35 protein-coding genes, 1 other RNA gene and 1 riboswitch are annotated in these 24,911 nt (G+C 41.9%); of the genes, 6 read left to right on the top strand and 30 right to left on the bottom strand.

All coding sequences use genetic code 11. The features are described 5' to 3' along the window. The first annotated feature begins 47 nt into the window (after positions 1–47). A complete protein-coding gene (locus Hs20B_RS05790; RefSeq protein ID WP_172356515.1) occupies positions 48–1,202 on the top strand; it encodes a VOC family protein in 1,155 nt (384 codons plus the stop codon). 59 nt (positions 1,203–1,261) lie between these two features. Continuing rightward, complete coding sequence (locus Hs20B_RS05785) at positions 1,262–1,873, top strand: flavin reductase family protein (RefSeq protein WP_172356513.1); 612 nt, start codon at positions 1,262–1,264, stop codon at positions 1,871–1,873. 54 nt (positions 1,874–1,927) lie between these two features. Here the strand turns inward: Hs20B_RS05785 and Hs20B_RS05780 are convergent, their stop codons facing one another. From Hs20B_RS05780 to Hs20B_RS05770, 3 genes are all read right to left on the bottom strand, one after another. Further along, positions 1,928–2,122: a hypothetical protein gene (locus Hs20B_RS05780; RefSeq protein ID WP_172356511.1), complete on the bottom strand. Its 195-nt coding sequence runs from the start codon at positions 2,120–2,122 to the stop codon at positions 1,928–1,930. 79 nt (positions 2,123–2,201) lie between these two features. Then, positions 2,202–2,675 (bottom strand): glutathione peroxidase, encoded by a 474-nt coding sequence (locus Hs20B_RS05775; protein ID WP_172356509.1) that lies wholly within the window; start codon positions 2,673–2,675, stop codon positions 2,202–2,204. Between the two features lie 61 nt (positions 2,676–2,736). Next, positions 2,737–3,249, bottom strand: coding sequence for a QueT transporter family protein (locus tag Hs20B_RS05770; protein ID WP_172356507.1), 513 nt, complete (start codon positions 3,247–3,249; stop codon positions 2,737–2,739). A 1-nt stretch (position 3,250) separates the two neighbouring features. Beyond that, positions 3,251–3,359, bottom strand: a riboswitch (PreQ1 riboswitch). 28 nt (positions 3,360–3,387) lie between these two features. On the opposite strand from Hs20B_RS05770, the gene Hs20B_RS05765 reads away from it, so the two are divergent. After that, a complete protein-coding gene (locus Hs20B_RS05765) occupies positions 3,388–3,834 on the top strand; it encodes a GtrA family protein (RefSeq protein WP_172356505.1) in 447 nt (148 codons plus the stop codon). An 18-nt stretch (positions 3,835–3,852) separates the two neighbouring features. Here Hs20B_RS05765 and Hs20B_RS05760 read toward each other — a convergent pair whose 3' ends face one another. From Hs20B_RS05760 to Hs20B_RS05750, 3 genes are read right to left on the bottom strand one after another with little or no spacing between them, the layout of a single operon-like run. Beyond that, positions 3,853–4,710, bottom strand: a complete 858-nt coding sequence (locus Hs20B_RS05760) for a YihY/virulence factor BrkB family protein (protein ID WP_228407503.1) — start codon at positions 4,708–4,710, stop codon at positions 3,853–3,855. 57 nt (positions 4,711–4,767) lie between these two features. Next, a complete protein-coding gene (locus Hs20B_RS05755) occupies positions 4,768–5,622 on the bottom strand; it encodes a methionyl aminopeptidase (protein WP_172356501.1) in 855 nt (284 codons plus the stop codon). Between the two features lie 51 nt (positions 5,623–5,673). Then, positions 5,674–7,107: a discoidin domain-containing protein gene (locus Hs20B_RS05750; protein ID WP_172356499.1), complete on the bottom strand. Its 1,434-nt coding sequence runs from the start codon at positions 7,105–7,107 to the stop codon at positions 5,674–5,676. Positions 7,108–7,201: 94 nt separating this feature from the next. Here Hs20B_RS05750 and Hs20B_RS05745 point away from each other — a divergent pair, with 94 nt between their 5' ends. After that, a complete protein-coding gene (locus Hs20B_RS05745) occupies positions 7,202–7,645 on the top strand; it encodes a flavodoxin (protein WP_172356497.1) in 444 nt (147 codons plus the stop codon). A 60-nt stretch (positions 7,646–7,705) separates the two neighbouring features. On the opposite strand, the gene Hs20B_RS05740 is transcribed toward Hs20B_RS05745, so the two are convergent. The 14 genes from Hs20B_RS05740 to Hs20B_RS05675 form a co-directional block, all read right to left on the bottom strand. After that, positions 7,706–8,785, bottom strand: coding sequence for a glycosyltransferase (locus Hs20B_RS05740; RefSeq protein WP_172356495.1), 1,080 nt, complete (start codon positions 8,783–8,785; stop codon positions 7,706–7,708). Between the two features lie 108 nt (positions 8,786–8,893). Continuing rightward, positions 8,894–9,082, bottom strand: coding sequence for a hypothetical protein (locus Hs20B_RS05735; protein ID WP_172356493.1), 189 nt, complete (start codon positions 9,080–9,082; stop codon positions 8,894–8,896). Next, positions 9,082–9,225 carry a hypothetical protein gene (locus Hs20B_RS05730; protein ID WP_172356491.1) on the bottom strand — a complete coding sequence of 48 codons (144 nt, stop codon included), beginning with the start codon at positions 9,223–9,225 and terminating at the stop codon, positions 9,082–9,084. Before Hs20B_RS05730 ends, Hs20B_RS05735 begins: the two co-directional genes overlap by 1 nt. A 14-nt stretch (positions 9,226–9,239) precedes the next feature. Continuing rightward, positions 9,240–9,476 (bottom strand): hypothetical protein, encoded by a 237-nt coding sequence (locus tag Hs20B_RS05725; protein ID WP_172356489.1) that lies wholly within the window; start codon positions 9,474–9,476, stop codon positions 9,240–9,242. Positions 9,477–9,541: 65 nt separating this feature from the next. Next, positions 9,542–9,694 carry a hypothetical protein gene (locus Hs20B_RS05720; protein ID WP_172356487.1) on the bottom strand — a complete coding sequence of 51 codons (153 nt, stop codon included), beginning with the start codon at positions 9,692–9,694 and terminating at the stop codon, positions 9,542–9,544. Next, positions 9,694–9,903, bottom strand: coding sequence for a hypothetical protein (locus tag Hs20B_RS05715; protein ID WP_172356485.1), 210 nt, complete (start codon positions 9,901–9,903; stop codon positions 9,694–9,696). Before Hs20B_RS05715 ends, Hs20B_RS05720 begins: the two co-directional genes overlap by 1 nt. A 6-nt stretch (positions 9,904–9,909) precedes the next feature. After that, positions 9,910–10,227, bottom strand: coding sequence for a polymorphic toxin type 50 domain-containing protein (locus Hs20B_RS05710; RefSeq protein ID WP_172356483.1), 318 nt, complete (start codon positions 10,225–10,227; stop codon positions 9,910–9,912). A gap of 31 nt (positions 10,228–10,258) precedes the next feature. Continuing rightward, positions 10,259–10,480, bottom strand: coding sequence for a hypothetical protein (locus Hs20B_RS05705; protein WP_172356481.1), 222 nt, complete (start codon positions 10,478–10,480; stop codon positions 10,259–10,261). A 34-nt stretch (positions 10,481–10,514) separates the two neighbouring features. Continuing rightward, positions 10,515–10,658, bottom strand: coding sequence for a hypothetical protein (locus Hs20B_RS05700; RefSeq protein ID WP_172356479.1), 144 nt, complete (start codon positions 10,656–10,658; stop codon positions 10,515–10,517). A 190-nt stretch (positions 10,659–10,848) separates the two neighbouring features. Continuing rightward, the gene (locus Hs20B_RS05695; RefSeq protein ID WP_172356477.1) at positions 10,849–11,106 is read right to left on the bottom strand and encodes a hypothetical protein; all 258 of its coding nucleotides are present in this window, start codon (positions 11,104–11,106) and stop codon (positions 10,849–10,851) included. Continuing rightward, positions 11,103–11,318, bottom strand: a complete 216-nt coding sequence (locus Hs20B_RS05690) for a hypothetical protein (protein ID WP_172356475.1) — start codon at positions 11,316–11,318, stop codon at positions 11,103–11,105. Before Hs20B_RS05690 ends, Hs20B_RS05695 begins: the two co-directional genes overlap by 4 nt. Then, positions 11,318–11,527 carry a hypothetical protein gene (locus Hs20B_RS05685; protein ID WP_172356473.1) on the bottom strand — a complete coding sequence of 70 codons (210 nt, stop codon included), beginning with the start codon at positions 11,525–11,527 and terminating at the stop codon, positions 11,318–11,320. The genes Hs20B_RS05690 and Hs20B_RS05685 overlap by 1 nt, the downstream gene beginning before the upstream one ends. Positions 11,528–11,703: 176 nt before the next feature. After that, positions 11,704–12,056, bottom strand: a transfer-messenger RNA (tmRNA) gene (gene ssrA / locus Hs20B_RS05680). Positions 12,057–12,099: 43 nt separating this feature from the next. Then, positions 12,100–12,723 carry a YigZ family protein gene (locus Hs20B_RS05675; RefSeq protein ID WP_172356471.1) on the bottom strand — a complete coding sequence of 208 codons (624 nt, stop codon included), beginning with the start codon at positions 12,721–12,723 and terminating at the stop codon, positions 12,100–12,102. Between the two features lie 43 nt (positions 12,724–12,766). Between Hs20B_RS05675 and Hs20B_RS05670 the strand changes: the two genes are divergently transcribed. Together Hs20B_RS05670 and Hs20B_RS05665 are read left to right on the top strand one after the other, a co-directional pair. Further along, on the top strand, positions 12,767–14,053 hold the full coding sequence (locus Hs20B_RS05670; RefSeq protein WP_172356469.1) for an ATP-dependent helicase ComFA: 1,287 nt from the start codon (positions 12,767–12,769) through the stop codon (positions 14,051–14,053). Further along, positions 14,053–14,709 carry a ComF family protein gene (locus Hs20B_RS05665; protein ID WP_172356467.1) on the top strand — a complete coding sequence of 219 codons (657 nt, stop codon included), beginning with the start codon at positions 14,053–14,055 and terminating at the stop codon, positions 14,707–14,709. The genes Hs20B_RS05670 and Hs20B_RS05665 overlap by 1 nt, the downstream gene beginning before the upstream one ends. Here the strand turns inward: Hs20B_RS05665 and Hs20B_RS05660 are convergent. From Hs20B_RS05660 to Hs20B_RS05615, 10 genes are all read right to left on the bottom strand, one after another. Continuing rightward, a complete protein-coding gene (locus Hs20B_RS05660; RefSeq protein ID WP_172356465.1) occupies positions 14,706–15,107 on the bottom strand; it encodes a diacylglycerol kinase family protein in 402 nt (133 codons plus the stop codon). The genes Hs20B_RS05665 and Hs20B_RS05660 overlap by 4 nt on opposite strands. Next, positions 15,091–15,582: an rRNA maturation RNase YbeY gene (gene ybeY, locus Hs20B_RS05655; protein WP_172356463.1), complete on the bottom strand. Its 492-nt coding sequence runs from the start codon at positions 15,580–15,582 to the stop codon at positions 15,091–15,093. Before ybeY ends, Hs20B_RS05660 begins: the two co-directional genes overlap by 17 nt. 34 nt (positions 15,583–15,616) lie before the next feature. Continuing rightward, complete coding sequence (locus Hs20B_RS05650; protein WP_172356461.1) at positions 15,617–16,594, bottom strand: PhoH family protein; 978 nt, start codon at positions 16,592–16,594, stop codon at positions 15,617–15,619. Beyond that, positions 16,591–16,824 (bottom strand): hypothetical protein, encoded by a 234-nt coding sequence (locus tag Hs20B_RS05645; RefSeq protein ID WP_172356383.1) that lies wholly within the window; start codon positions 16,822–16,824, stop codon positions 16,591–16,593. Before Hs20B_RS05645 ends, Hs20B_RS05650 begins: the two co-directional genes overlap by 4 nt. A gap of 70 nt (positions 16,825–16,894) precedes the next feature. Further along, positions 16,895–18,214: a GTPase ObgE gene (gene obgE / locus Hs20B_RS05640; protein WP_172356459.1), complete on the bottom strand. Its 1,320-nt coding sequence runs from the start codon at positions 18,212–18,214 to the stop codon at positions 16,895–16,897. An 84-nt stretch (positions 18,215–18,298) separates the two neighbouring features. Continuing rightward, on the bottom strand, positions 18,299–19,222 hold the full coding sequence (locus tag Hs20B_RS05635) for an ATP-binding cassette domain-containing protein (protein WP_172356457.1): 924 nt from the start codon (positions 19,220–19,222) through the stop codon (positions 18,299–18,301). Positions 19,223–19,224: 2 nt separating this feature from the next. Continuing rightward, entirely contained in the window at positions 19,225–20,277 is a 1,053-nt protein-coding gene (locus Hs20B_RS05630; protein ID WP_172356455.1) for an ABC transporter ATP-binding protein, read from the bottom strand. Between the two features lie 12 nt (positions 20,278–20,289). Beyond that, on the bottom strand, positions 20,290–21,210 hold the full coding sequence (gene oppC / locus Hs20B_RS05625; RefSeq protein ID WP_172356453.1) for an oligopeptide ABC transporter permease OppC: 921 nt from the start codon (positions 21,208–21,210) through the stop codon (positions 20,290–20,292). 1 nt (position 21,211) lies between these two features. Beyond that, positions 21,212–22,708 carry an ABC transporter permease gene (locus Hs20B_RS05620; RefSeq protein WP_172356451.1) on the bottom strand — a complete coding sequence of 499 codons (1,497 nt, stop codon included), beginning with the start codon at positions 22,706–22,708 and terminating at the stop codon, positions 21,212–21,214. 80 nt (positions 22,709–22,788) lie between these two features. Beyond that, entirely contained in the window at positions 22,789–24,765 is a 1,977-nt protein-coding gene (locus Hs20B_RS05615) for a peptide ABC transporter substrate-binding protein (protein WP_172356449.1), read from the bottom strand. Positions 24,766–24,911: the final 146 nt, after the last annotated feature.

Below are 24,911 nucleotides of genomic sequence, written 5' to 3'. Positions count from 1 at the left end.
ACGAAGGAAAAATGATGACAACTACTCACTTTACAAGGAGATTAAAAATGGCTAATGAAACAACTTTTGACATTAAAGAAGGCTTTGAACTTGGCGGAATTCACCACGTTACAGCAATCAGCTCAAGCGCGCAACATATCTATGACTTTTTCACAAATATCCTAGGCTTGCGTCTTGCAAAACTCACAGTCAACCAAGATGACTATGAAACTTACCACCTTTACTTTACAGACGAAGATGGTAATGCGGGTACTGACATGACGTTCTTTGACTTCCCAGGTATTCCTAAAGGCACTAAAGGTACTAACAATATCGACCGCGCATCATTTCGCGTACCGTCTGACGAATCACTGACTTACTGGCTTGATCGTTTTGACCGCGCCGAAGTCATCCATGGTGAAGTCGCAGAACGCTTTGGTAAAAAATTCTTCGAGTTTGAAGATTTCGACGGGCAACAATATCAAATCATCTCTGACCAAAACAATGTCGGTGTTGCTGCTGGTAAACCTTGGCAATTATCAAATGTCCCTGACGAACATGGTATTGTAGGTCTTGGCCCAGTTTTTGTTAAAATCTCAAACTTTGAACACATTGACCTCGTTTTGCAAAAAGTCCTTGGCTTCCGTCGCACGGGTGATGACGGTGCCTTCCACCAATATGAACTTGCTGAAGGTGGCAACGGTGCAACATTGATTATTCAAGATGATCCAAACGAAGGCGTTGCTTGGCAAGGTTTTGGTAACATTCACCATTTGGCACTTCGTGTGAAAGATCCTGATAGCTTGCGTTATTGGATTGATCGCATCAAATCTTTCCGTTTCCCTGACTCAGGTTTAGTAGACCGTTTCTACTTTTCAAGCGAATATTTCCAAGTCGCACAAGGCGTTTTGTTTGAACTTGCGACAGACACACCGGGAGTAGGCGCACTTGACATGGCAAAATCTGGTGCTGGCAAAGTCGATTCTTATGAAGAAGCTTTGATTACAAGTGGTTTCTGGATTGATGAAACAAAAGACGAAGCTGGTCTTGATCTTAGCTTGCCACCACATCTCTTCCCTGGTGATGAAGCTGTCAAAGCAGCAACTGCTGCACGTCTTCGCCCACTTGATACGTCAGATGCCCATGATAAACGTGATGATAACGATCTTTGGACAATCTCACGCATCTTGGAACACAATCCTGTCAACAAAACAGCTGAATAATTTTTTAAACGTCGTCTGTCTATCTGATCTGACGGCGTTTTTTTAGGAAGAAGGTATTCATGAAAAGTTTTACTACCGCTGAACTCAACCGCGTCAATCCTTATCTCGCCTATAAGCTGCTCTCTGGCAGTGTCATTCCGCGTCCTATCGCTTGGGTGACAACCCAGTCAGCTGATGGCACCGTAAATGCTGCACCCTTTAGCTTTTTCAACGTCGTCTCAAGTAATCCGCCTCTTGTCAGCATTTCCATGATGGGGCAAAAAGATTCTGTCGCAAACATCTTGGACAATGGCGAAGCTGTGATTCATTTTGTCAATCCTGACAATGTCGAGCAGATGAACATGACGGCAGCAAGCCTACCAAGCCAAATGAGCGAAACGCAGACATTTGACATCGCAACTGAGCCTTCAAAAACGGTCAAGGTGCCAAGCATCACAAATGCACCTATCAAGTTTGAGGCGAAACTCTTTAAACATGTACCAGTCGAATCTAACGGCTATATCGTGAGCAATCTGATGATCCTTGAAGTCACAAACTTCGCCTTTGCGGACAACGTCTTTGACGAAACGAAATTTTACGTCAAACCAGAAGAGCTTAAACCAATTGCCCGCCTCGCAGGTAATACCTATGCTGAACTTGGAGACTTGTTTGATATTCAACGTCCGCAGTAAGACAAAATAGACTAATTAAAAAATAGACTTTTAAAAGTCTATTTTTTATTGTCTTCACGCATTTTCTGTGCTGATTTCAGATTCTTCTAGCCAGTGTTCCAATAATTCCGCAAAATTTTCGTACATGATATGCTTAGTCTGAGCAATTTCTGCACGGTGAAATTCTTGATTTCCGATGAAAATTTCAGCTATTTTTGCCTGATTATGACCAAGCTGCTTGAGTTTGTAGATCATTTGTTCTTTGTTCATTTGAGATTCTCCTTTGTTTTCAAATGTATGTAAGCGTTTTCTTAATTCTATTATAACATAAAAACGCCTTTTCAGACGTTTAAAGTAATTTTTTTAAATCTGCTGCGATACTTTCTGGCTTTTTAGCTGAGCCATAGCGTTTCACGACATTCCCATCTCGGTCAACCAGAAATTTTGTGAAATTCCACTTGATGTCGTTGGTCAGGGTACCGTGTTGCTCTGATTTCAAAAAATCATACAATGGCAAGGCGTTTTCACCATTGACATCGACCTTAGCAAACTGCGGAAAAGTGGTATGATAGCGCATCTCACAGAAATCTGCAATCTCCTCAGCCGTACCCGGTGCTTGACCGCCAAATTGATTTGATGGAAAATCGAGAATGGTAAAGCCCTGCGCCTGATAGGTGTCATACAGGTCCTGCAGTCCTTTGTATTGCGGCGTAAAACCACAGCCCGTCGCCGTATTTACGATGAGCAGCACCTGGTCTTTATAGTCAGCAAGCGAGATCAAATCGCCCTTGTTAGTTGTTACTTCGTAGTCATATAGTGTCATGGCTTTATTATAACAAAAAAATCTGGTAAGTCCAGATTTTGAGATTCGAGTTTACTCTATTTTACTTAACAAAGTCGACCAGTTTTGACAGTCGGTCAATAATAATACTACCGATAATCAGTGAGACAAACTCTCCTAGTCCCGTTGTCAGCCATGTGATGAAAAATGGCGTGTCATACATGATTTTCAACTCTGCTGCAATGGTGAACATTGAAACTGCAAAGAAGATAGAAAAGTAGAAAAATCCGAGATTTAACACGCCTGGAATCAGGTATTTGCCCTTGAAACGATCAAATAATAGCACACCTAGCGTGACAAATAACAATGTAGACAAACCGCCTACGAAAACATCAACGATGCCGTAGGTTAAAAGGTTTGAAATCATACAACCGATTGTAACAGCTATGATATAACGTTTGTTATAAAAAGCCAAAAAGTTGAACATTTCTGATAGACGAAACTGAATCGCACCACTTGAAATGGCGTTAAGCCCTGGTGCCATTGTCACAGCAACATATAGCGCCGCCACAATGGCAATCTTTACGATGTCAGTAATCGTGATTTTGTTAGACATAAAAAAAAGCTCCTTTATCGCATTTTGCGAGTGTAATATGCTCAAGCAAAGGTGAGTAAGTCTTGAGGATCTGCGCCAAAATGGCATCAGACAAAGATTAGTATATCATAAATCTGCCGTTTTTGGTATACTGATTTTATGAAACATACACGATTTCAGCTGAAAAAAGTACAAAAAGAAATTCTGCGCTATCTGATTGTTGGCGCTACGACCACGCTTATTTATCTGCTGGTGCGTTTGATTGTCTTTGCAATCTTTGAAAATGGCAGCCTGTCTGCTGTGATTGCAAATGTTGTCGCGATATTGTTTGCCTTTGTCGCAAACGATGTCTGGGTTTTTCCACAGGAAAACCAGGATCGTCTCAAACGTTTTGTCAAATTTTTGCTAGCACGCCTTGCAACATTTGCGCTTGATGTTGGTTTATCTTTTTGTTTTGTGGACAAATATCCTGAGATTTTAGGACAATTGTTCCAGATTAACAAAAGTCAGATTAACTTGATCGTAACGCTAGTCTCACAGGTGCTGATTATCATCTTAAACTATGTCTTTGCGAAGTTATTTGTTTTTACGAAAAAAGCCAGTTAATGCTGATTATGAGCAGCATTAATTGGCTTTTTTATTCACATTTTTGATGATTGCGACAATTTCGCCACGTCGTGTTTTAATGTCACCTAGCGAGCGTTTGAGATAGACGGCGTTTAGAATAGCGCCGAAAATCAGGACTTTTGCGATAAAAATAAACCAGACCATGAGCGCAAAAATCACCAAACTACCGACAATCTTAAAATCTTGCAGGCTTTCTGTCGTACGGCCGATGTATTTTCCTAAAATATTAGTCAAAAACACCAGAACAAAGGTTGAAAATGCTGTCCCAGGTAAGACATATTTGATATTTTGGATTTTGACATTTGGCATGATAAAATACAGCAATGCAAGGGCACAAAATACCGTAATCGCAATGGCTGGCACCGTCATATTGTGCAAGGTGGCGTACAAATGCGAGTCAAACTTGACGTGCTTGTAAATCCTATCAAGTACGGTTTGCCCAAATGTTGATAACAAAACAGCCACAAACAAAAACAGTAAAATGGCAAAACTAGCAATCACTGAAAAAAATTGACTGACGAAAAAATCTCTGTGATGACTGACCTCATAAGCCTTATTCATAGCCATCTGCAGGCTCGTCATTGCCTTAGAAAATGTCCAAAATCCCGTCAGAACGGAGATGGAAAGCAAGCCCGTACTCGGCTTTGCTAAAATACTCTCAACAATCCCAGCTACCGTTTCATAAAGCTGTTCAGGCAGATTATTTTCTAAAAAGTCTAAAATCACCGACGTATCTAAATGCAAGAACGGCAAGACATTTGCCATAATCATGAGCAACGGAAAAAGTGACAGCAAAAGATAGTAAGCCACTGCAATGCTCGACAAGTTCATCTCAGCAGATTTATAAAAGGTCATAAAATAATTGAGCCGCTTAGACGAAGTGAGCTTTGCAAATAGGGTCTTCATAGGCGCTTAATAAGTGCCCTCTTCGCCCTGACTTGTCAAAATCACAGGACCGTCTTTTGTGATGACAAATTGGTGCTCATATTGACAAGACAGACTGCCGTCAAGCGTCGTATAGCCTCGTTCATTGCTCGGATGGTCAATCTCCCAATCACCCGTGTTAATCATAGGCTCAATTGTAAGCACCATGCCTTCTCGCAAGCGCAATCCTTTGCCTTTTGTGCCATAATGCGGCACAAGCGGATCCTCGTGCATGGTCGGACCAACACCGTGCCCTACCAAATCACGCACCACGCCATAGCCAAAACTTTCGGCATATTCCTGGATGGCTGCGCCAATGTCACCGATTCGATTGCCAACTTGTGCTTGTGCAATACCGCGGTAGAGGGATTCTTTGGTCACGTCCATGAGCTGCTTGACCTCGTCAGAAACCTCACCCACAGCATAAGCCCAGCAAGAATCTGCAACGCCACCAGTAAAGCTATCAGCAATCGCCTTCATCGCCATACCGTCGTCAAAGTTGGCTTTTGACATATCAATGCCACCACCCGTGCCAATCACCATGTCAACCTTGATCAGATCACCTTTTTTGAGAATGTGACCCTTGCGCGGAAAACTGTGCGCCACTTCATCATTGAGGCAGCAACAAGTCGCATAAGGATAAGGATCAACATTTCCCTCGTCAACACCAATCTGCAAAGGAATGGCATTTTTTTCCTTACAAACCTGACGTACATAACGCTCGATTTCCCACATGTCAATACCCGGTTTGATAATGTCGCGCAGCCCGATATGAATACCCGCAAGCACATCTGATGCGTCTTGCATCATCTCAATTTCACGGGGTGATTTTAATGTAATCATGATTTCTCGATTCTATTTTTACTTAGCTCTATTCTAACATATTTTTGTTGCTTAAAAAATCTCGACTTGATTGAGATTAAAAATCACCACTTCATCAGCCAGATTCGTCAGTCTAACAAAGCGTGTTCTGACGGGACCAATGGCGACAGACTTGACAAAAGCATAGCCTGATTGATTGCGTCGGGTGGGGATTTTTTCAAAGTCAATATCATGCAGCTCAGCAATTGTCACAAAGCTGTCACCGTCTGACGAGATAGCAATCCCAAGATTCACCGTGCGCTCAAAAAAGCCTTCGCGATGATAAAGTTTTATCTCAGAAATATCAGTCATCTCAAGTAGATCGACCTGCCACCACGGCTTTTCTTCCCAACGACTCGCAAAGCCACCAAAACGATATTTATCAACGTCAAGATTGCCATCGACTGCCGCTTCAGCAAAGCTGAAATTGTCATCTTTATAACTAAATGACGTGCTTGACAAAGCAGGCTTATGAAGAGCGAGATTTTTCGGATCCAACTGACCGTCATAGGTCAACCCATGCTGCCTAGCAAGCTCAGAAAAGGCCATCGCATCCAGATGATCCACGTAAATATTTCTGATGATCGCATTATAGACACTTGCATTACTGTTGTCCAGATGACTCAGCATCATACTGCGAAAAACCTGCGTGCCATAGCCAAACTGCCAGCTATCTGCCTTTAAAAACCAGCCAAACTCAGCGGCGTATTTGCTAAAAATGCTTGCCTGTGTGACTGCAGGATGCACCAGCTGATTGCCCTGCCAGATTGCTGGATCAAGCAACGAATATGCCGGACGATAGTCCAGACGACTGGTATCAACCGTTTCAAGGGTATTAATATCAAGCATTTTGAGGTCGTGCTTTAGAATCATGCTACCTAAAAAGATCTCATCTACCGGCCACTGATGATCAGAGCCGTCAGAACGTTCAAGCATGTCCTTACGCTCTGACAAAAGCAAATCGGCTATTTGCTGCGTTGCACCCCAAAGCCAGACATGCGCCTGCGCATAAGGCTGACTTAGCACATCACCTTGCGCAGTCCGTGCATTCCAGTGATTTTTTTTTACGGGATAAAACTTACTCGTTACGACCTGCCCACCTTGGTCAAAAAAGTGCGTGATTTGTGAAAAAATCTCTGGTCCTCGAACCAGCGTATCATTTTCTAGGATGATATAGACAGGCGCCACAATCGCGTGCTGCAGAGGTTGCATGGCATAGTCGCCATTACGCCAAAGCGACTGACCACGAGGAATGTCTGGCAGGCCAAAAAGCGACAGGTCAGACGTATGTGAGACCTTTTCAAAATTTTCAGGTGTCTTGAGCCGCGCTTTCGTCTCATCGGCCAAGATGACAATCTCCCAGTGCGTTTGATCAATCGTTTCGACCAAACTTTCAAATATTTTTTCAATCGCCTCAGACCAGACATGTGTTCTAAATGCAACAACATATTTCTCAGTTCTTCTCATACTCATTATTATATCAAAAAAAGAGCGCATTACTTGATTTTCTCGCCAAATTTGGTATAATTTTCTTAATCTTAAAATTTAATTGGAGAAAATTATGGCTTTAGCTAAGATCGTATACGCCAGTATGACTGGCAACACTGAAGAAATCGCTGACATCGTAGCTGAAAAGCTCGAGTCACTAGGACTTGACGTTGATATTGACGAATGTACCACCGTTGATGCTGCTGACTTTGAGGATGCTGACATCGCTATCGTTGCGACTTATACCTATGGTGATGGTGAACTTCCTGATGAAATCGTTGATTTTTATGACGACTTGCAAGACTTGGATCTCTCAGGTAAAATCTACGGTGTTGTAGGTTCTGGCGATACATTCTACGATGAGTTTTGTAAATCTGTTGATGATTTTGACGCAGCATTTGCTAAAACATCTGCTGAAAAAGGTGCCGAAAATGTCAAGGTTGACCTTGCCGCCGAAGAAGACGACATCATCAAACTTGAAGCATTTGCCGAAGCACTTGCGAGTCAAGCTGACTAATCAAAAGAACTTCTGACGACTCATATCGTCAGAAGTTCTTTTGTTGATTTTTCATGTTTATCAAAGCACATTATCCGTCAAACCAAGCTGCGTGATCCGGAGCGCTTCCATGAGTGCACGTTTGGTAAAGAATCCCGTGCTAACTGCTTCTTGATACGGTTTTAGCGCATCCAGCATTTTTTGATAGTCCTCAGCTGTCATGGCATCCAAAATCGCATCAATCTGGTTAAGATCATCCAAGACCAGGCCGATATTTTTTTCTCTCACAAAGTCCGCATGCGCTGAGTTTGACGCCACAATAACAGGAATGCCACCCGCAAGATATTGCGAGAGTTTCAGCGGATTATTATACTGACCATAGGTCCCATTGCCTTTGAAAAAGGCATTATCAAGGTTATCCGTCGCATAGTTTATCACGCCAAAACCACCGTCAAACATGAATGGAATTTCGTCATTTGGCATCTCACCATGGAAAATCAGATTTTCCTGATGCAAGACCTCGTCTGACAAGGGTTCAGACTTCGGCCCCATACCGCCAATCAGCGCCATTTTTGTCTTTGCCTTGTATTGTGAAAAGTCAGACTTGTCCAAACGCCCGACGAAAAATAGTTTTTTCTGGAAAGTTTTCTCACGCAAAGGCCCGTCATACCGAGAATCCGACAAATCCCATGACAAAATCGGCTTTGTCACACCACCTTGCGTCTTGAGGCGTTGCGCCATTTTCGGATTGGCACAAATCACCAGATCAAACTCATTGAGTGCTTTGAGGGACCAATCCTGCGTATAATCACGATCACGATCATCATGCAGCCAAGATAAAATATCCCAAACTAGCGCAATCACCTTAGCACCAGACTTTCTGCGAACCTTGGCAAGAAAACGCTGCTCAAACTTGAGATCAATCTGCCACATCGGGTACTGATAAACGATTGTATCACCAGGCCGAACTGCCGCCAAAATACCATCCAGCCGCGCATTTAGAGCATCTGGCGACTCCTCTTTACCGTTATATCTGAAATAATTGATCTGTGAAAAGCCAATTTCCTTAGCGGACTGCGCCGCATCATGATTGGCAATAAAACCAGACGCCGTTTTTTCTTTGTTTGCTGCGCCATTGAGACGCGTAATCCAATTTGTCATCTTTAAATCTCCTGATATTATTATAACATATTTAGATAAAGTGGTGACTTGCAACTTTATTGTGAAATCAAAAAATGGTACTAATTGATGAATTCTAGCGCTTTATGCTCAACTGATAAAACTCAGCTCAGACATCGCCTTTGTTACAGACTCCGACACCATAGCATCAACTTCATCCTGAGTGAAGGTCACAGCCGTGTTTTCTATTCTTTTTGCTGCTGCATTGCAAGATTTTAGATGATCATACAGATATTTTTTTAATCTGATATACGGTAAATGGTAATCATCTTTTGCCATTAGTTTATCTCCTCGATCAATTTGATGTCACTAATTTTAACTGTCAATTGCTCATAATCTTCCCCGACTTCTACATCAATCATGATTTCTTTGTCATCAAAAACTTCAAGTATCGTTCCAACTGTGCCATCTTTCATAGTCACAATATTAAACTCTTTTAATTTAGTCGTTTTATTTGCCTTTTATTTTCCACCACCTCGATTGATAGTATATCTGGTACTGGAATTGATTGTAATTCATTGAACCATAATTCTTTATTTTGTAAAAGAATCGTATCGACATCTACATCTTCATCGTCCTCATAGTCAATAAACCTACCTACAAATATTTTGTTTTTATTAGTTACAACCTTAATTGTTTTCCGTCTAAACGGTGTGACTTTTTTAACGTCCATTATTGCTTATTACTTTCTTCAATTGATTTGATTTCTGATACAGAGATAGGTTTTAGTGAGTTGTATCATTTATCTTCATTTCTTAAAAGAACAATATCCTCATCATCATTTTCTTCCCAGTCGTCTGCGTAGTCTGTAAAATATCCTTCGAAAACTTCTGTATCAGTTGTGATTTTCACCCATTTATACAGAAATTTGCTTACATTTTTCACGTCCATTATTTGATCTCCTCGATTGATTGGATATCTGGTACTGGTATTGGTTGTAATTCATTGAACCACAAATCTTCATTTTCCAGTAGAATCGTATCGACATCTACATCTTCATCATCTTCATAGTCATCAAAAAAACCTATAAATACCGTTCCGTCTTTCATCAGAACTTTAATATCTTTTTGCCTAAAAGGCGTAACTTTTTTTACATCCATTATCGTTTATCCTTTATCCTTTTTGGTTTTTTTAGGCGTTAAGTGACTGCCTGTCTTTCTAAACGACACAGTTACAAATTTAGTTTTAATTTCTTCTCCAGTTTCAGGGTCTATGAATATCGCAATATAATCTTCAGCTTCATAAGTTACAGGCCTTAAGCCATCGAATCCTTTAGGCAACCGCATTTGTTCTACAATTTTTTGCGCTTCCTCATTATCAATCAATAACTTACTAGGCAATGCTTTCCCATCATATCCTTGTAAAATCTGTCCATCAATAAATATTACTTTTACGTTTTTCCCAAGATATTTTCGCAAATTCATCGTTTTTTCTTCTTAGTGAATTCTTTACCCATTACTCAGTTACCTCAATTGATTTTATTTCTGATATTGGAATCAGTTCAACTTCGCCAGTAATATCCGTTTTAGGGGTTTCTAAGACAACATACCAAATCAAGTCAGTTCCTTCTTCATTGTCATCTAAATCAGATTGAACATAGAAACCTCGGATTACGTTAGTTTTAGTTGTAATCTCAACGTTTTTACGAACGTATTTTTTTATTTCCTTATATTCCATGTTCTTTTAACCTCTTTTCTAGGGTCAAACGGCGTTAAATGACTTGAATATCAACTACATCTTCAAAATCATAATCTATATCAAAATAATCTTTTGTGTATCTACCCTTAAAGTCACCGAAAGGAGTTTTGACAATTACAGTTTTATTTTTGAATTTCACTATTTCATCTATACTCATCTCATATAATCCTTTCTTGGATTAAGTGACTGTCTGTCATTCTGATCATAATATTCGATTACCTTGATAGATCTAACTTCCGATTTCAAAAAACTGACTAAACCATCTCATGAACTTGACTTTATTTCCAAGATAATCTCGTAATTCCATTTTATTGCCTCTCTTTTTTATAAATCTTCGTCTATCTTGTTTAAATAATAGATTTTATTTTATCCAGTTTAGTCTTTATCTCGTTTCTGAATTGTTCATCATCTTTATCAGCATAAGTATCTACGAAATATACAAACTCCGTCTGAAGATAGTCATTTAATTCAGCATTTTCTTTTTCTAGATCGTCATTTTTCTCGAAAAGTATTTTTTCAATATCCAATACCCAATCAGAAAAATGAGGGTGTGTTAATTCGACACCTTTATCAATCACATTCAAAACTTCTTCAGTTGCTGTCATACACTAGGCCACTCCTCGATTGATAAGATGTCTGGTACTGGTATTGGTTTTAACTGATTGAACCATAGTTCTTCAGTTTCCAATAGAATCGTATCGACATCTACATCTTCATCGTCCTCATAGTCATAAAAAACGCCTAAATATTCATTGCCGTCTTTCATCAAAATTTTAATATTTTTACGCCTAAAAGGTGTAACTTTTTTTACGTCCATTATTTTATCTCCTCGATAGATTGAATGTCTGGTACTGGGATTGGTTGCAATTCATTGAACCATAGTTCTTTATTTTGTAAAAGAACCATATCGACATCTACATCTTCTTCTTCTTCAAAATCAATAAACCTACCTACAAAAATTTTATTGCTAGTTGTTTTTATTTTTACATCTTTATATAAAAAATTTGCTACTTTTTTAATATCCATTATTATTTATTCCTCTCTTATCTGATTCAGTCATTAGCTAAGTCTATTATATCAGATATAGCCGTTTCATTTTTAAACTAGCACAGGCAATTAATAACATCGCAGACAGTTTTTTCAAACAACATTAATTTTCGGAATAACAAAAGAACTCTCACAAAAAAGAGTTCTTCTCACATTAATGGAGCCGGTGGGAGTCGAACCCACGTCCAAATGCCTTGCTATATCAGCGTCTACAATCATAGGAACTGTCTAAATTTAACAAACGGGCGAGACAATCCTCGAACAAAGCCCGCTTGCGAGTCTCTAAATCTCTTATCAAGCGGCGAAACAACGCTTGAGCGTATCCTACTAGATTAGGCCATCAAGTCACCGTAGGCGAGCGAAGATCAGGCACACAGGCTGGGGTTTAGGCAGCTACTGCGTAAGTTTGTGTATTTTTAGCAGTTATATTTATCTGCGGCGGTTTATGGTGGCGCCGCACCAATCGCAGCTCATACGCGACAACACCTGTCGAATCCAGAACGACCCCGTGTTTTCAAAGGTAGCAAGCCCCTTGAACCCTTATTATATCATCAAATGTCGACTTCTACAAGTTTTTTATCACGGAGGGCCATGGTAAGCTTACCGCTGAACTGTTCTGTCAAGTCTTGCATCAGCTGTGAGACCTGATCTGTGTCTACAAAAACAGTCATCTGCACCTCTGACGTAAAAACTGAGTCTGATATGACAAGACCAGACGTCGCAATAAACCGGGAAACATTATCAAAAAGTGGATAAGCCATCGTCAGATCAAGCTGCGTCTGCTCAACGATTCTGACGAGTTCAGCCGCGTCAATCGCATGGTTACAAGCACCCGCATAAGCCCGAATCAACCCACCCGCACCAAGCTTAATCCCACCAAAATAACGCGTCACAACCGCAACAACATCCGTCAGCTCACGCTTTTTCAAAATCTCAAGCATGGGTATCCCAGCCGTACCAGACGGCTCACCATCATCTGACGACCGCTGAATTTCCTGCTTATCGCCAATCGCAAATGCCGAGACATTATGATTAGCCTTGTAATGCTCTTTTTTGACCGCAGCAATGAATTCACGCGCTTCTTCTTCAGTCGTCACACGTTTTAGTTGGCAAATAAAGCGTGATTTTTTGATCGTTTCTTCGGTGCTGATATCATTTTTTATCCGTATTGTCATAAATTTATTGTAACATTTTCCAAAAAAATACGTATATAAAAGTATGGAAAACTTATACGGCCGTCTCATAACCGAGATCGAATTTACCCGATATTATCCCGCACCGACCAGCCTTGACACAGCATCACTGGTTAAAATAAACGGTATGACCCTACAAGGTCCGCACGCCGTTTGCAATCGCTGTGGCACGGCTTCCTTGCTATCTGACGTCAAACTAGAGCTGCCTGGTGTCTACTTTTGCCCAGAATGTCTGCCACTTGGTCGTGTGCGCTCTGACGAATTTCTCTATCACCTGCCACAGCAAGATTTTCCCAAACAAGAGCCACTCATCTGGCAAGGCCGTCTGACGCCCTACCAGTCAGAAATCTCATCAGAACTGGTGCGCGCCGTGAGAGAGAAATCTCAGATATTGGTCCACGCTGTGACGGGTGCTGGTAAGACTGAGATGATCTACGCTGCGGTCGCAAGCACGATTGCAGCAGGTGGTGCGGTTGGTATCGCAACACCCAGAACCGACGTCGCTCGAGAGCTTTTCACGCGCTTATCCAAAGATTTTTCACTTGATATTTCCCTACTTCACGCCGATTCTGAGCCTTATTTTGCAACCCCGCTTGTCATTTCAACCACCCATCAGCTGCTGCGCTTTCGTGAGGCTTTTGATCTACTGATTATTGACGAGGTGGACGCCTTTCCTTTTGCTGACAATGACGCGCTTTATTTTGCGGCTGAACACGCGAGAAAGCCTGTCTCAACCCTGATTTATCTCACAGCCACTTCGACCGACAAACTTGATTTCCTCATCCAGACAGGTACGCTTAAAAAACGTGAGCTCGCAAGACGTTTTCATGGCAATCCGCTTGTCGTCCCAAAATCCATCTATGATAGTCGCGATAAAAAACTCATCCTTCACATCAAAAAACAGCGAAAAACTGGCTTTCCGCTCCTGATTTTTGCACCCGTTATTTCATTGGGTCAATCGTTCTCAGAAAATCTAGCCAGACTATTTCCTGATGAAAAGATAGGCTTTGTTGCCTCAACCGCAGAAAACCGTGCTGACATCATCGACCAGTTCAGAAAAGGAAGTTTGACGATTTTAGTCTCGACAACGATATTAGAGCGCGGTGTGACATTTCCAAAAGTTGACGTTTTTGTGCAAAATTCTCACCACAAACTGTTTACAAAGTCAAGCCTGATCCAGATTGCGGGACGCGCGGGCAGAAGTCCTGAACGCCCAACGGGGCTTGTTTACTTTTTTCATGATGGTCTGACGCGGCAGATGACACGCGCCATTTCAGAAATTCGCCACATGAATCAACTAGGAGGTTTCTGATGACACACTGCTTGCTTTGTCAAAATACGATTATCCCAAAAATTCGTTTTTCAGATATTTTTCTGTCACGACCAACTCAGGAAACTGTCTGTCAAACTTGTTTTGATCAGTTTGAACTGATCTCAGAAAAACATTGTCAGATCTGTTATAAGCCTGGTACGCTGGGGATTTGTAGCGACTGTCTAAAGCGTTCTGATGATGATCAAACGCGTCACACAGCCATTTTTCACTACAACGACTTTGCAAAGGCCTACTTTCAAAGCTATAAATTCAATGGTGATTTCAGACTGCGGACAGCGTTCAATCGCACACTCAAGACAAGTCTCAAAAACAAGATCATCGTGCCCATTCCTGTTTCGCCACAGCGTTTTCAGAGCCGTGGTTTCAATCAACTCACAGGCTTTCTAAGCGCTGCAGATCTGCCCTATCTCGATCTGCTTGACAAGTCAGATACCCAGCACCAATCTCATAAAACGCGCGATGAACGCCTCTCGTCTGAGAATCCCTTCACACTCAAAAATCCTGCAGACATGGCCCAGAAAAAACTCGTAATTTTCGATGACATCTACACGACTGGCACCACGCTGCGCCATGCTACAAACATACTAAAAAACGCAGGCTACGCCCACGTTTCGACATTTTCTCTATTTCGTTAAAAGATTAAATCCCAGATTTTTGGCAAGAAAATGACGCAGCCAACGATGACCGCATAGCCAGAGATGAACAAGACTGCACCTGCAGCCATATCCTTGGCATTTTTTGCCAACATGGAAAAGTGATAGTCGCTTGCCAAATCAACGACGTTTTCAATCGCTGAATTGATAATCTCAGCAAAAATCACCAGAAAAATCGCAAGTAGCAAGAACAGCCACTCAACCTTATCAATCCGAAAGATTATACCAAATAAAATCGCAAGCGTTGCTGAAACCGCGTGTTTGCGAAGATTTCGCTCCTCATGAAAAGCCGTCACAATCCCTGTCAGCGCAAACTCAAGCGAGGCATAGACTGTCCGATTTTTCCATTTTTTCTCTGAATTTTTATCTCGTAAGGCCATAAGCAGTCAAAATTTCTTCCTGTAATGCAAACATGATTTTTTCATCTTCAGGCACCATGTGGTCATAGCCATTGATATGTAAGAAACCATGAACCGCTAAAAATCCCATCTCGCGTGCATAGCTATGCCCGTAGTTTTCAGCCTGCTCCTGCGCTTTCTCAATCGAGATATACAGCTCTCCGATATAGCTATCAAGCTCGTCAAGCTCAGATTGAAGTTCCTCAGGCATCTCAAAATCATCTCCAAAAGCGATTTCTTCTGGCTCATACTCCAGACTCACCACATCTGTTGGCGCATCTTTACCACGATACTCACGGTTTATCTCCTGAATCTCATCATTTAAGACATAGGTAATAGCCATTTCTTTTTGCTCAGGCAGGTGAATAAAATCCGCCGCAAAATTCAACAGTTTGATGGTATCTTGCTGGAGTGCATCAGACACCTGACCTGTTTTATCTGTCATTTCGATATACATATTTTGTCGATTCCTCTCACGTCACGCCTGATTTTCAGGACTCATCAGACAGTTTTTCAGTCTCAGCTTCAGACTCATAAGCCCTGATAATCTCCGCAACAACCGGATGACGGACGACGTCCTTAGCTGAAAAGTAAACAAACGCCACTTGCTTTATCTTGCCAAGTTTATCTTTGGCATCAATCAAGCCTGACTTTGTCCGATTTGGCAGGTCAATCTGGCTAATATCACCATTGATAACCATTTTCGAGTTAAAGCCAAGCCGCGTCAGAAACATCTTCATCTGCATGCTTGTCGTATTTTGCGCCTCATCTAAAATCACAAACGCATCATCCAAAGTCCGACCACGCATATAAGCTAGCGGCGCTATTTCTATCGTCCCGCGCTCAAGCATGCGCTCAACTGTCACTTTCCCAAGGATATTATACAGCGCATCATAGATCGGACGCAGATATGGATCTACTTTTTCCTGCAAATCGCCAGGTAAAAAACCAAGATTTTCACCTGCCTCAACAGCAGGCCTCGTCACAACGATCCGCTTGACCTGACCTCGCCGCAGCGCAGTCGTCGCAAGCACCACCGCTAGATAAGTCTTACCAGTCCCAGCAGGGCCGATGCCAAATGTAATATCGTGGTGATTGATTGCCTCAACATAGACCTTCTGACCAATGGTCTTCACCCGAATCGGCTTGCCCGTACTATCTTTTGTGATCTCCTCTTCGTAGAGCGCGACAAATTTATTGATTTCACCATTTCGTGCCATGGTTAGAGCCGTTACGACATCGGGTGTATTGACAGATTGACCACGACTGACGAGTACCAGCAAAGCTTCTAAAGTCAGCCGTGTCAGCTCATTTTTCTCATCCGAGTCTGACACGATCTGCACGATTTCACTGCGAAAGTGAATCGTCACATCAAGCGCTTCCTCCAGATATTTCAAATGCTTCTCTTGCGCACCAAAAAGTGCTGCCCCATCATCAGGATGATTTAATTTTATCTCAACTGAGTTCAAATAGCACTGTCTTCTTTCTTGTTTTCTTGTTGGTTATCAGTTGCTTTAACTGCGTCAGAATCAGCCTGCTTATTTTGCTCAGCAGCCAACTTTTCACGTGCCAAACGCAGTTTGCGATTGGGATTATACCGATCAAATAAAGCTTCAATTTTTTCAGGCGGCCATGCATCTGCCGAGGCAACAAAATTACCATCAGCATCACGGTTACCAATAATTTTAAACTCTCCCATGACACCTCCTTTATCAACTGTTCTATCTGCTATTTTCAGGCTAGTCAGTTTGTCGCTAAAATAGCTAAATCTAGTCTACAAACTCAAACTCAAAGCTGCCAATTCGGACAATATCACCGTCTTTGGCACCGCGCGCGCGAAGATCTTCATCGATGCCCATCCCACGCAATTGGCGGGCGAACTTAAAGACAGACTCGTCATGATCAAAGTTTGTCATGGTAAAGAGTTTTTCAAGTTTCTCACCCGACAAGATCCATGACGCGTCATCATCACGGGAAATCTCGTAGTCACGAGCTCCCTCATCAAAGCCATAGTAGGCTTCTTTATCGCCATCAGCGAACTCAGATTCATCATAAAGTGGAAATTCTGGTGTATCACTCAAGAGTTCAGCTGTCGCTTCAAGCAAGTTTTGTAGGCCTTGACGTGAAATACCAGAAACAGGAAATACCTGTGGTTTTGCTTCAAACTCGTCGTAATTGGCAAAGAGTTTCGCCTTAAACTCTGCCAAGTTTTCTTCAGCATCTGGCATATCCATCTTGTTTGCTACGATGATTTGCGGTCGCTCCATGAGGCGCAGATTATACCCCTCAAGCTCATCATTTATCGCCACATAGTCATCATACGGGTCGCGTCCCTCCATGCCACTCATGTCAATGACGTGCAGCAAGACACGCGTCCGCTCAATATGACGCAAAAATTGCGTTCCAAGACCAATCCCCTGACTAGCCCCTTCAATCAATCCTGGCATATCAGCAACAACAAAGCTTTCGCCGTCACCAACACGCACCATGCCAATGTTTGGCACAAGCGTTGTAAAATGATATGCGCCGATTTTTGGACGTGCATTTGAGATCACACTCAACAAAGTCGATTTCCCAACTGATGGAAATCCAACCAGACCAACATCTGCTAACACCCGAAGTTCCAGTAGCAGCGTCCGTTCCTCACCTGGTTCCCCATTTTCAGCAATTTCTGGTGCAGGGTTTCGTGCCGTTGCAAAACGGATATTGCCACGACCACCGCGACCGCCGTGCGCAACCGTGAACGTCTGGCCTGGTGCAAGTAAATCCACCAAAATCTTATCTGTTTCAAACTCTTTAACCGTCGTGCCCTGCGGTACCTTAACAATCAAATCCTCAGAACCACGGCCGTGCATGCCTTTATTCATGCCCTTTTCACCTGGTCTTGCCTTAAAATGGCGGTTATAACGAAAGTCCATGAGCGTGCGCAAGCCTTCGTCGACAACGAAAATCACATCACCACCCCGACCGCCATCGCCACCTGCAGGCCCGCCATCTGGCACATATTTTTCACGACGGAAAGAGACGGCACCATCGCCACCTTTACCAGCCTTGACTTCAATTCGCGCCGTATCTAAAAACATTGACATTACTCACCTATTATTTTCTGTATTTTGTCTGTAGTTATCTCTATTATAACAAAAAACGCGAGCTTTCGCGCGCGTTTCATTTTTTTAATTTTCAGCTTTATAAACCTTAGCCTCGGCATCATTAGCCCAGACAAAATGGCCTTTTTTGATTTCTTGAAAACTCGGCTTGTCGATCGCATAGTCATGCACCGAGTCATCATAGACGATCAGCTCTTTTTCACGCTCAAGTGCGGGATCAGGAATCGGCACAGCAGATAATAGAGACTTTGTATAAGGGTGAATCGGGTTGTTAAACAATTCTTCGGTTTCAGCCATCTCGACTATATCTCCATGATAAATCACGGCAATTCGGTCACTGATGAAATGCACCACTGATAAGTCATGCGCAATAAAGAGATAGGTCAGACCTTTTTCTTCTTGTAAACGCTGCAAAAGATTAAGCACTTGCGCACGAATCGACACATCAAGCGCCGAAATCGGCTCATCAGCAATCACAAGACGTGGCTCCATAACAAGCGCACGAGCAATCCCAATACGCTGACGTTGCCCCCCTGAAAACTCATGCGGATAGCGTGACAAATGCTCTGGCAAAAGTCCGACTTCTTTTAGCATTGACTCAACTTTTTCCTTGCGCTCAGCCTCATCTTCATAGAGATGAAAGTTACGCAGACCTTCAGAGATGACGTAGTCAACGGTTGCACGCTCATTGAGCGACGCTGCTGGATCTTGGAAAATCATCTGGATGTCCTTGATCAGTGCTTCGCTTTCAGACTTAGATAGCTTGGTGTTGATTTTTTTGCCATCAAAGATGATCTCACCTGACTCGATGTGGTTGAGTCCCATGACGGCACGGCCAATGGTCGTTTTGCCTGAGCCAGACTCACCTACCAAGGCAAATGTTTCACCTTTGTAAATATCAAAGTTGGCATTTTTAACCGCAATATTTTTATTTTTACCTTCACCAAATGAGATAGAGAGGTCTTTAATTTCTAATAGTTTTTCAGCCATTTTCAATCCTTCTTCCCATAAAGTTCAACCATCTTGCTATGAATATCTCGGATGCCATCAGGTTTTTCAAGCTTAGGTGCACGCTCATCTAATAACCACGTTTTTGCCCAATGTGTCTCAGATACTTCAAACTTAGGTGGTTCTTGTTCAAAATCAATCGCCATCGGCTGCGGATTTCTTGGTGCAAAGGCATCGCCTTTAATCTCAGAGTAGAGCGATGGTGGTGTGCCTTGGATCGAATACAGTTTTTCGCTCGTCGCAAGTTGTGGCAGACTTGATAAAAGTGCCCAAGTATAAGGATGACGACTATCATAAAAGATTTCTTCAACCGTACCGTACTCGACAATTTCACCTGAATACATGACGGCGACCTTATCTGCAATAGACGCCACAACGCCAAGGTCATGTGTGATGAAAATCATAGCAAAGCCATACTCTTTTTTGAGTTCTTTTAGCAAGCTAATAATCTGTGCCTGAATGGTCACGTCAAGCGCCGTTGTCGGCTCATCAGCGATCAAAATTTTAGGCCTTGAAGCAAGTGCAATCGCAATCACGATCCGCTGACGCATGCCCCCAGAATACTGGAAAGGATATTCATCATAGCGCTTATCAGCTTCAGGAATGCCAACACGATCCATGAGGTCAATGGCAATTGCCTTTGCTTCTTCTTTTGATTTCTTTTGATGCTTGATAATGGTTTCAGAGATTTGACTACCGATTGTTTTGATCGGATTGAGCGAGGTCATGGGATCTTGAAAAACAGTCGAAATCTCGCCACCACGAATTTTTTCCCAATCTGCATTGGTCTTAAAATCTGTCAACTTGATGTCGCCATAAGTCGCTTCACCTGTTGCAACTGAGCCATTTGACTCCAGCATGCCTGTGAAAACCTTAGTAAAAACAGACTTACCAGAGCCCGACTCGCCAACTAGTGCAAGCGTCTCACCTTCATGCAAATCAACGGAGACATTGCGAATCGCACGCAAGGTCCTTTGACGCACTTGAAACGCAACACTAATATCCTTTGCAGAAAGGATTACTTTTTTATTTGTCATGATAAGCCCTTTCTACTGGTGAGTCCGTGGATCACTTGCATCGGCAAGTGTTTGACCAACGAGATAAAGTGAAATGGTAACTAAGCCAAGCACAGCAACAGGAATCCAAAACAGATAAGCATCACTTGTGATATTATCTGTATACTGTGCAATCAAGCGTCCTAGAGACGGTGTATCCGGTGACAAACCAATGCCAAGATAGCTCAGAAAGACCTCATACGAGATAAATCCTGGCAGCGTTCCGCTCATCGAAGTGACAATAACTGAAATGAGATAAGGCAAGATATTTCTGCCAATCATCGTATACGTTTTTGTGCCTAATGTCCGTGAAGCGATGTTGTACTCACGATCACGGTACATCATGACTTGGACACGAATGAAGTAAGCTGTTCCCACCCAAGATGTGATACTCATAGCTAAAAGCAAGTTCCAGAAACCTTGACCAAATGCGTATGAAAAGACGAGCAGGATCAGGATCATAGGGACGTTGCTGACGACATTGTAGACTTCAATCATGACTTTATCAACACGTTTTGATAAGCCCCAGATGGCGCCAACAATGACGCCAATCACAGTTGTGATGACTGTGGCTAGTACGGCAATCGAAATGGACGTCTTAGCACCCGCCCAGACCGCATCAAACAGTGACTGACCTGTCGCATCTGTCCCAAACCAATATTTAAGATTCGGGTGGATATAACGCAGACTAAAATCATCTATTTTACCCGCATTGATAACGGAGTAATCAGAAAATAGCGGCTGAATAAAGCTCAGCAAAAGTAATACAGCTAGTAAAATCAGCATACTTACGGCTAATTTTGATGAGAAGAACTTCCGGCTCACACTCTTCCAGTAGGAATACGTTGGTGTCGAAATTTTCTCAGACTCATCTGTATAAGGTGCAACAAAACGAAATAGATTTTTATCTGACATTTTATTTGCCTCCTTTACTTGTTGAGAGCTGAATACGTGGATCAATGACTTGCATCAGCAAATCTCCAAGTAATACCGAAAGAACGGATAACGTTGTAAAGATAAAGGTTATCCCGATAACCATTGGATTGTTGTGAGCTGCAATCGCGTCAGGCAACATTTTACCCATACCAGGGACTAAGAAAATAGTTTCTGTCATTGTCGCGCCTGCAATCGCTAAGATAATAGAGCCTGGAATCCCATTTGAGATAGGAATCATGGCATTTTTAAAAATGTGATTTCTTGAAATTTCGTTTTCTGACAAACCTTTTGCCCGCGCAAACTTGACATAATCTGACGACTGTTGGTCAATCATATAACGTCGTATCCACATGACCGTTCCAGGCACCTGTAACAGTGCAAGGATGATCGTTGGCAAGATATACGACTTGATACTTGACGCACCAAAAGTCGTAAACGAATCAGGAATACCGATCGCACCCCCAATGAAGCGGTCAAAATAAATGACAGCAAGACTTGGCAAAGCGATAAACAAAGTCACAATCAATAGACCAAACCGATCAATAAACTGACCCGCATGCCTACTCAAAAAGATCGCAATTGGAATAGACAACGCATAAGACAAGATAACGCCTACCACACCAATGATAAATGAGTTCATCAGCATAGACGGATCTTGGTATTCATTTTGAACATTTGTATAGTCATCGCTAAACAGACGTTTCATCTGAGCACTTTGCTTTTTAGGCGTTTGATAGACCGCCGTGTGAATATCGATTGACGTATTAAAGATTTTGCCGTTTGGTAATGTGACCTTATGCGTCAAGTTTTGACCCTGACCACTTGTGATGACATCTGTAACAGATCTACCACTAAACGTTGGATAGGACTGACCGAGATTTAAAGTGACAATTTTCTGATGGATGAATGGAAATGTCTTGTCAAAATAAATAAGGTATTTATGCTCGGTCCCCGATCCGATCAGTGCGGGGCCGTTTCCTTTGTCCCATGTCAACTTGATATAGCGTTTTAAGTCTGGATTTGCCTTATCGTGTATTTTCCATGGGTAGTCAATCTGGATGAGATGACGGTAAAAATTACCGACACGCTCCCAGATTGGGATTTCTCTGACCGCATAAAATGTTTTTTTGTTAGGCAACTGCTTAACTTCCCAGTTACCAGACTGTTTTTTCAGCCACTGATTGGCAGCTTTTTTATTTTCAGGTGTATTTGTACCGTCAAAATCAGGATCAATCTTTTTCACTTTTTGTGTGAATTCGCCCTGATCAAGAAAGCTGATGTAGCCTTGACGTTCAAAAACGTTATTTTCATAAACTACACGTTTATCAGGAATACCAACAACTGTATTGTACTGCGAATCGCTAGTGAAAATCTGCCTGCGAGGAATCAAACTGAAGATTAGCGCATAGATAATCGTTGTCACAATCACAATGGACACAACAGCGCGTAGCGCTCTAAATAAGATATACTTTTTCATTTATTATCAAACCATTTCCATAAATACAAAAGTGAGACTGGATATTTCCAGTCCCATTCTTGTAGAAATATGCCAAATTTTTATTCAGCGTCCTTAGATTTCTCTTCAACTTTTGCTTCCCAAGCTTTTTTAGCTTTTGCATAGTCTGCAGCTGTTTCAGCTTTATCTTGGAGTTTCAGGTATTTGAACGAATTGTCTGTTGCGCCAATACCGTTTGAGTTGATTTTTGTAAATGGTGTGATGCGTTGTACTGATGGTGAAGCGCCATCTGATTGGTAAGGGATGGCAATCGCGTTATCAATCAACCATGCTTCTGCTTTGGCATAGGCAGTGTAGCGAGCATCATTATCATTCGTAATAGCAGCTGCTTTATCCAAGAGTTCTTGGTATTCGCTGATGTTGATTTCATCTTTCACTGCTTTACCAGTATCTTCACCCTGAACACTTACGGTAGGTTCAAGACCAAGTTTGTTGAAGACATCACCAGACTCAGGTGAGAAGATATTTAGATAAGTTGATGGGTCAGCATAGTCTGGTCCCCAGCCACCGCCACCGAGATCGTAGTCCGCTTCAGCAGCCGTTTTGAATGAGAATGTTGCTTTTGTATAGGCATCCATTGACAGCTTAATGATGTTCAGTTTCACTTCGCCACCAAAGGCTTCTTGGATTGAGTTGGCTTTTGAAGTTTCAGCAGCGATTGTAATCGTTGATGTTTCTAAAACTGGATCATCAAGTGTGATTGGTTGTTCTTTTGAAACCTCAACACCTTCAGCTTTGAGCGCCGCTTTTGCTTTGGCAAAAGCGGCTTTTGCAGCGTCAAGGTTGTAAGTGCCATTTGCACCTTGCTTAACTGAAACATTTTTCCATACTGGATCGATTGCTTCCAAGTCTGTTTGAACAGTATCTCCGTAGTCTTTACCGTCAATCTTCACAAAGTCATACGGTACTAGCGTGTTACGGATAGCTTTTTCAGCACCCGCTTCACCAACTGCTTGTGCCAGGTATTTTTGTTTATCTAGTGCAAAACTAATCGCTTGACGGAAGTCTTTGTTCAAGAGTGCTTTTTTAGTTGCTGCTTTATCAGCATCTGTCTTATGCCCTGTATTTGTATAGTTCTGACGATTTAGGTTAAAGTTATTGTAGTAAGTTGTTGAGCCTTGATCAGACCAGATGATATTTGACTGGTCAACTTTTTTATAGTAAGGCATTGTTGGGAAAAGGCGTGCTGCCACATATTTACCAGATTCAAATCCTTTATACAAGTCTTCTGGTTTTTTACCATCATAGTAAGACAGTTTGACGTCTTTAATATGAACGTTCTTTTTATCCCAGTAGCTGTCATTGGCTTTGTATTCGATAGATGATTTATTATCGTATTTAGTTGCGATAAACGCACCGTTATACAAGATACCATCTGTTGAAACTTTACCAAAGTCCTTGCCTTTTTCTTTTAAGAATTCAGCATTGATTGGGTACAAGATACCATAAGTCGCTTTTGAGTTCCAGAATGATTCAGGTTGATTGAGCGTGTATGTCAAAGTACCTGCTTTATCGTCAGCTTTGATGCCAACTTTAGAGAAGTCTTTGTCTTTACCGCTTACATAGTCTGACAGCCCTGTGATAGAGTCAGCTACGAGATAAAGTGTTTCTGACTGAGTATCTGCGGCATGTTTGAGCCCTGTCACCCAGTCTGACGGTTTAACATTTGCGTAGTCATTACCGTCAGAATCTACCCATTTGACGCCTTTACGGATTTGGTAAGTATATGTTTTGCCATCATCAGAGACTTTCCATGATGTTGCTAAAGCAGGGACGATCTGACGGTATTGGTCATAGCTGACAAGACCATCAACAAAGTTAGCGGTATTTTGTGTTGTGTAGGCTTGACCTGAAAATGTATAATCCAATGTTTCTGGATCTTGAACATAATAATAGTTGTAGGTCGAGTCTTTGGCAGAACTGCTAGACTCTGATTTATTCCCACAAGCAGCAAGGCTTATAGCACCAATCGCTGCGACTGCGGTGAGACCGATACTGATTACTTTAGATTTTTTCATATATTTTCTCCTATTCGAAAGAAATTTATTTTGGTCGACTTGTTAAAAATTTGTTTACTTCACTAGTTTACTTAAATTAAACTTAAATGTCAAGAGTTCTCACATCGTTTCCCCATTGTTTTTTTTAATCTTGTCTTTAACATTTT

The sequence above is a fragment of the Pseudolactococcus insecticola genome (assembly GCF_011170065.1).
Classification (GTDB): Bacteria; Bacillota; Bacilli; order Lactobacillales; family Streptococcaceae; genus Pseudolactococcus; species Pseudolactococcus insecticola.
Note: the sequence above shows the minus strand (reverse complement) of the source record. Positions and strands in the feature narration are given on the sequence as shown.